The sequence below is a fragment of the Microcoleus sp. AR_TQ3_B6 genome, assembly GCF_036702785.1.
GTDB lineage: Bacteria > Cyanobacteriota > Cyanobacteriia > Cyanobacteriales > Microcoleaceae > Microcoleus.
Window position 1 is genome coordinate 1 of the sequence record NZ_JAUBVJ010000198.1, and the last position, 3,363, is coordinate 3,363.

Annotated in this window: 2 protein-coding genes and 1 pseudogene; all 3 read right to left on the reverse strand. The window is 41.6% G+C overall.

The genetic code is table 11. The features are described from left to right. The coding region (locus QUB56_RS36510) for a hypothetical protein (RefSeq protein WP_332961240.1) at positions 1-319 on the reverse strand (319 nt) is incomplete at its 3' end. Between the two features lie 60 nt (positions 320-379). Next, positions 380-1,951 (reverse strand): hypothetical protein, encoded by a 1,572-nt coding sequence (locus tag QUB56_RS36515; RefSeq protein WP_332961241.1) that lies wholly within the window; start codon positions 1,949-1,951, stop codon positions 380-382. Positions 1,952-1,965: 14 nt separating this feature from the next. Beyond that, a pseudogene (locus QUB56_RS36520) lies at positions 1,966-3,363 on the reverse strand (hypothetical protein); the annotation flags it as partial.

Consider the following 3,363-nt stretch of genomic DNA (forward strand, 5'->3'; position numbering starts at 1 on the left):
GCCAGGGTTTCAGTTTCTGCTTCCGATGCTTGGAAGCTACTTTCTTTGTTGGAGAGCGATACTTGCTTTGATTTTTCAGGCCCAGAAATAGAAATTTCTTTGCCCTGAATAGTTTCTTGTTCTTCTTCTTGCTTTCGTATTTATCTCCCGGCCTGCTGACGGTGAGTTTCGCTTGAATTGATGATGCAGTTCTTTCGAGTCCCTCTTTCTGTGTCTGGGTCACAACTGCAGGGATAGAAGTCGCTTCAGTGTCAGTGTGTTGCCCTGTCGCCTGCATCTGCATCAATTTATTCATCATCATGCCGGGGAGTTTAGCCATGCGCGAGCGATCGATAACTGAGCGCGGGCGATCGCATGGCTAGGAAAATTATATCCTTATTCAGCCACGCCCTGATAATTTAGCTAATTGACTCTCAAATATTGTTTTATCTACTTCAGGAAATAACAGTTCTAAATCTTTAATAAATTGCTCGGCACGAGCTAAATCGAGCTGAAAGTTGCTATCGTCAATAAAAAATTCTTGCCAAGGGCTCAATCCTCTAGTTTGTAAGAGAAGCTCTAAGTATTCATCGAAAACAATTGACATTCTGTAGTAAGACTTGGTTTCAAAAGAGTAATAGTAAAAATTAGGTGCTTCTCGATCGAACGAAAATTTAACAGCTACATGATTCGCGTTTTGCCTAGTAATTCGGTCAAAATTTTTGTATTCGCCATAGAGTTTAAAAGGTTTTTCTACCCACTCATCGTCCACACTATAGATCGTTCGATTCTCTTCAGGAATATAAATTTCTCCAGGCTCGTACACTGCATTTATTGAATAAATGCTTGACGCACCATAGGGAGTATGCAACGAGTTAGGATGTTGTCCTAAATGTCTCCAGCTAAAATTAATCCACATGGCAGATTGATAAAATTTCTTGAAAGGCTCCCATATCTTGAAATCCTCGATTACTTCGCCTTCAGTGGCTAGAGAATCCTCATACTCTAATATTGTTTCTAGCGTTTGCGGTTCGCCAATATCATAGAGCAATAGTTCGTATTGCTCGCAAGCTGAGAACTCAAGGACTTTTGTTTTTAACTGTTCGATGTATTGTTGATAATTTATTGAGAGGCGAGGAGTACTATACGAGTTTTTCTCGTCCTCGTTGTCCGAGTCTAATCCCGATGCTGCTATCTCTAGTTGTTTCTCATTTGAACCCAGAGATATTTGGCGAAAGTAACTAAGATTAATAGCACGCTTTTCTGCTAATTGACTCTCGAATATTGTTCTATCTACTTCAGGAAATAATTCTTCTAAAGTTTCAATAAATCGCTTGGCTCGATTTAGGTTGATTCTAAAGTTACTGTCATCAACAAAAAATTCCTGCCAATAAGATAGCCCCCTAGTTTGTAAGAGAAGGTTCAAGTATTCCCCAAAACCAATTGACATTTTGTAGTAAGACTTTGTTTCTAGAGTGTAGTAGTAAAATCTAGGTGCTTCTTCATTCCTGGAAAACTTGACAGCTACATGACGGTAACTATCTAAAAAAATTCGATCGAACATTCTGTATTCATCATAAAGTTTATAAGGTTGATTTAACCTCTCATTTTTAGGGATATAAACCATTCGATTTTCTTCAGCACTATAAATTGCTTCCGGATCGTATATTTCAAGAATTGGATAAATGTCCGACCCACTAAATCGATTTTTAAATGGCTTAGGAATTTCCCCTAAATATTTCCATACAAACTTAATCCATGTAGTAGCTTGATAAAACTCTTTTAAAGGTTCCCATACCTTGAAATCCTCCATTCCTTCGTATTCGGTAGAAATAAATTCTTCCGTATCATCTAAGATTTCTTCTATCGTTTGCGGGCGACCGATATCACAACCAACTAGCTTGTATTTAGGAGAAGCTTGTATATCCAAGAGTTGAGCTTTTAATTGTTCGACATATTTTTGGTAACTCATTGAGCGCATTCTCCTTAAAATCTTGCTTTACCACTCTTTATCAAAGGTTGTATCAACGGCCAATACTCTTTTTCAAATTTATCTTTGTTCTTATATAAAGCTTGCATCCTAGTTCTAAAGTCTGCTTCATCTTTAAATGGACCCAACTTGTTCTCTTCCGCAATATTCCTTGCGAGCCTGTCTGGAAGACCTAGCTTGTACTGCAAAGTCTTCCTACCTTCCGTGCTTAAATCAATTACTAACGCTGTTGCTCCATCCAAGGGAGGTTTTTGTAGCTCTCTTTTCCAGCGATCCAGCGGTTTATCCCTGACAAAAGATTTTCCGTCTTTCTTCATCGAACCCCACTTCACGTCTATAGTCGCAGGGAAATTCTTAACAATTTCGTTGCCTGTGTGATAAGTGACTCTAACTTCATAGTACAACACTTCATTCTTATCTATGCGATTTTTCGCGTCCTTTTCCGGTCCTTCTTCCATATCACTATTATCAGCCTTCTTTCCTGGCACGAGATTCCAAGGCTCTCCTGGTCCGTGTAATTTTTGACTTAAAAGGTGCATTTTTCCCCAATAACGGGGACCCTTGCGACCGTTACCAATGTCCCCATAATCGATCTCAAGTACGTGATCCCAACCAGGTATATCATCCACCTCGGTAGCGCGGCTGCCTTTTGTATTCCCCTTTAGTCTAGTGAGGGGTTCGGCCGTGACCGAACCAGCTTTATTTCCTTCTGGTTCATGAGTTACATTGGTCTCTGGTAAATCGGGTTCTTCTTTGGTTGGTACGCTTCCGGTTTTGGTTGTAGTGTTGGGCGCGATTACTACCTTAAAGTCGAGGTCGTTATCGGCTTTGTCTTTGGCTATATTCGACTCGAAGTGAACGTTAAACTTAATAGGTGATTTGAGCCTGCGATCGTAACCGGGCTTCATTCGCTGTGCCTGGGCTATCTTTTCAGTACGAGTCGTTTTGTAATCTTTGACTTGCCCATTAATGTTTTTAAGCTGCTGTACCGCCTCAATAGCCATTTGCTCGTGCTTGCGGATATCGGCAGGTGTCAGTTGCGGTTGCCCCGTCGAATTTTTCGGAGGCGTTTGTCGATTTGGCGGTTGCCCTGTACGATTTGGTGGCACTGGCCTTTGACTACCACGTTTATTGCTACCCCCAGCAGCATTACTCGGTCTACCCTTACCAGGTTTATTGCTACCCCCAGCAGCATTACTCGGTCTACCCCCACCAGCTTTAGCCAGCCACTCATTCCCCTGCTTCGCAACTAAATCGACCAACTTATTCACCGCCACATCTACCCTAGCTTGCACGCGCCCGATAATTTCCCGCACTTTTTGACCCACATTCCCCAACCCCACAATCCGCGCTAGGAAACTAATTATCACTGGAAGAGAGCGCCCCATTGTCTG